General features: G+C 70.9%; 3 protein-coding genes. 1 reads left to right on the forward strand and 2 read right to left on the reverse strand.

Annotated elements, in window-relative coordinates; genetic code table 11:
• Positions 1–1,199: MFS transporter (locus AB4Y86_RS15705; protein WP_441403117.1), on the forward strand; the 1,199-nt coding region annotated here is incomplete at its 5' end.
• A gap of 62 nt (positions 1,200–1,261) precedes the next feature.
• On the opposite strand, the gene AB4Y86_RS15710 is transcribed toward AB4Y86_RS15705, so the two are convergent.
• Entirely contained in the window at positions 1,262–2,200 is a 939-nt protein-coding gene (locus tag AB4Y86_RS15710; protein WP_441403118.1) for an endonuclease domain-containing protein, read from the reverse strand.
• A 143-nt stretch (positions 2,201–2,343) separates the two neighbouring features.
• Positions 2,344–3,014: efflux RND transporter permease subunit (locus AB4Y86_RS15715; RefSeq protein WP_441403119.1), on the reverse strand; the 671-nt coding region annotated here is incomplete at its 5' end.

Here is a 3,014-nt window from a genome sequence, read left to right on the forward strand (position 1 = left end):
CGCTGCAGGGGTTCTATGTGGTCTGGCTCCCGCTGGAAATCGCCCTCATCTTCAGCCGCGTACACGGATTGCCCGACGGCGCCGCCCGCACCCGCCGCGCAGCCGGCATCTTGGTCGGGGCCCTGGAATTCGGAGTCATTGCGGGCGCCCTCGCGGCCGGAGCCCTGGTGGAAGTGTTCGCCGGGCAGCTGCAGCTGGTGCTGATGCTGCCGGCCCTGGCCGCGACCGCCTGCTGGTTCGCCATCCGCTTCGGCGTGCCGGAGTCCATCGGGCGCAGCGGCGCCCGGGTGGACACCCGCGGCTTCGCACTGCTTGCTCTCGGGCTCCTGCTGGTCACCTCGGGGCTGACCTTCCTGCGGCTCAACGGCCCCGGCGCCTGGTGGGTCTGGGCGCTGGTCGCGGCCGGGCTGCTGGTCTTCATTCCCTTCGTCCGCGTCGAGCTCGGCCGCGAGGACCCGCTGGTGGACATCCGGATGCTGCGGTCCAAGTCCATGTGGCCGGTGCAGCTGACCGCAGGCCTGTTCGGGGTCTCCGTGCTGGGCGCCCAGGCCCCGCTCTCCACCTTCGCCCGGACCGATCCCACGCTGCATGGCTACGGCCTGGGGCTGCGCGCGGGCCAGGTCTCGATCATCATCGGCGTGTACGTGCTGGCACTGCTGGTCGGGGCGTTGCTGTACCCCGTGGTGACGCGGCGCCTGACGCCGCGCTGGACCCTCGTCGGCGCCGCCGCGCTCGTGGGGCTGGGCTACCTGCTCTTCCTGCCCCTGCATGCCAGCCTGGTCGAGGCGCTGGTGAACATGGCGGTGGCCGGCGTCGGCTGCGGGGCGCTGGTGGCGGCGCTGCCTTCCGCGGCGGCGGCGGCGGCCCCGCTGAACCGGACGGCGATGGCAACGGGCCTGACGAACAGCACCAAGACCATCGGCGGCGCGTTCGCTTCCGCGGTGTTCGGCATCGCGTTGCTCAGCCACGTCCTGGGCGACGCGGGGGCTGCCGCCGTCGACGCCGGGCAGACCGCCGCACCGCTGGCCGGCTACCTCACGGTGTGGACCATCTGCGGCGTCACCGGCCTGGCGGCTGCGGCAGCGCTGGTCCTGGTTCCCCGGCTGGCGTTCTCCGACCCGCCCCCGGCAGCCGCCGCGGCCCCGGTCCCAGGCGTACCCGTCGCAACCCCCGGCTCCGCCCCGCCCGGGCCCAACTAGCGCGCAATAGGTGTCGCTTTGGGTCCTCAAAACGCCAATTGCTGCGACCCAGTTGACCGAATTCAGCGCTGAGCCCAACCGCGGGCCAGCAGGGCGGCGCGGACCTTCGCCACCGCGGAGCGGGCGTCGTTGGCCATGTGGCGTTTGGATATCCGGACCAGCGTCCAGCCCGCACGGTCGAAGTCTTCCTCACGGGCGATGTCACGGACCACCTGGCCGGCCTCGGAGTGCCCGTCGCCTTCATATTCAACTGCCACGAGAAAGTCCGGGTAGGCCAGATCGGGTTGACGGACGACGCCGGCGCGCAGTTCCGTGCGCGGGTTCACCCCGGGCTCGGGCAGCCCCGCGCGCGCCAGCGCCAGCCTGAGCCGGGTTTCCGGGGCGGAGTCGGCGCCAATGCGGGCCTGTTCCAAGGCCAGCCGGGCCTTCCGGATGCCGGGCGTTCCCTTGTGCCGGTCCAGCATCTCGGCCAGCTCGGCGATGCTGGCGTGGGGATCGCTGCGTCCCTCCAGTTCGGGGCGCGGGACCCGGACCAGGTGGTCGGCCACCACCGTGAGTTCATCCACCCCCATGAGCCTGGCGACATCGAGCCAGGTCCTGGTCCTCGTGGTGACCAGGAGGCCGCCGATGCTCGTGATCTCGTCGGCGAAGAACTGGCCGACATGCCCGATCACGCCCGTCCGCCGGGGGATGGCCATGGTGTCAGGGCGGGACAGGTGTATTTCCGGGCCGTCCGAGCCGGGCAAGAAGCCGGGCATTTCCCAGAACCGGAACGCTGTGGCGTGTGACGCCGCGGAGAACTCCGTGACCCGGGTGAATGGTCGGACCATCGGAGCCAGCGCCGGGGCAGATACGATACCGACCGGGATCCGGATGCCGCGGCTCGGTGACACCAGGCCGCGGTGCCGCAGCCGGCGGTAGCTGGCCCCGGCGTCGAGCGCCTCGAGGACGGTGAATGGGGCGCCGGCCACCGGGTCGGGCAGGGGTTGCGGGGTCTTCATGGCCCCATCGTGGCAAACTCTGACGCGCCCATGGGGTTATCCACAGGCCAGGAGTCCACCATCCCAACTAGCTCGCAGTAGTTGTCCTTTTGAGCGCTCAAAACGACAACTACTGCGAGCTAGTTGGGGGAGCGGGGTCGGCGTTAGCTGCGGAGCGCCGCGGCCTCGTCCGGTTCGTCGGCCTCGTCGGGGTCGCTTTCGCGCGGGCGGTCGTGGGCTTCGTTCGGGGCGGCGGCCGTGCCAGCAGGAGCGGGCTGGGCCCGGCGGCCGTGGGCGGGCTTGTTGCCGCTGGCCTTCTGGAGCGCCCGGCGTTCGCGGCGGCCCTCCACCAGCCGGTACAGCACCGGCACCAGGACCAGGGTCAGGGCGGTGGAGGAGATGAGCCCGCCGATCACCACAATGGCCAGTGGCTGCGAGATGAACCCGCCGCCGCCGGTGAGGCCCAGCGCCATCGGGGTCAGCGCGAACACCGTGGCCAGCGCGGTCATCAGGATCGGCCGCAGACGCTGTCGTGCGCCGTGCGTGATCGCCTCTGCCACGTTCATGCCCGGCTCACCGTTGCGTGGCTGGCGGTACTGGTTGATCAGGTCGATCAGCACAATCGCGTTGGTCACCACGATGCCCACCAGCATCAGCATCCCGATCAGGGAGGGCAATCCCAGCGGAACACCCGTCACCAGCAGGAGGGCGATGGCGCCGGTGGCTGCGAAGGGGATTGAGACCAGCAGGATCAGCGGCTGCACGAGCGACTTGAACGCGGCGACCATGATGACGTACACAATCGCGATGGCGGCCAGCAGGGCCAGTCCCAGCT

The organism is Arthrobacter sp. 2YAF22_2, assembly GCF_052114645.1.
GTDB lineage: Bacteria > Actinomycetota > Actinomycetes > Actinomycetales > Micrococcaceae > Arthrobacter.

Bases quoted from the DNA above. Each gene is read 5' to 3' on its own strand.
- AB4Y86_RS15710 (WP_441403118.1), bottom strand. From the start codon at position 2,200: ATGAAGACCCCGCAACCCCTGCCCGACCCGGTGGCCGGCGCCCCATTC.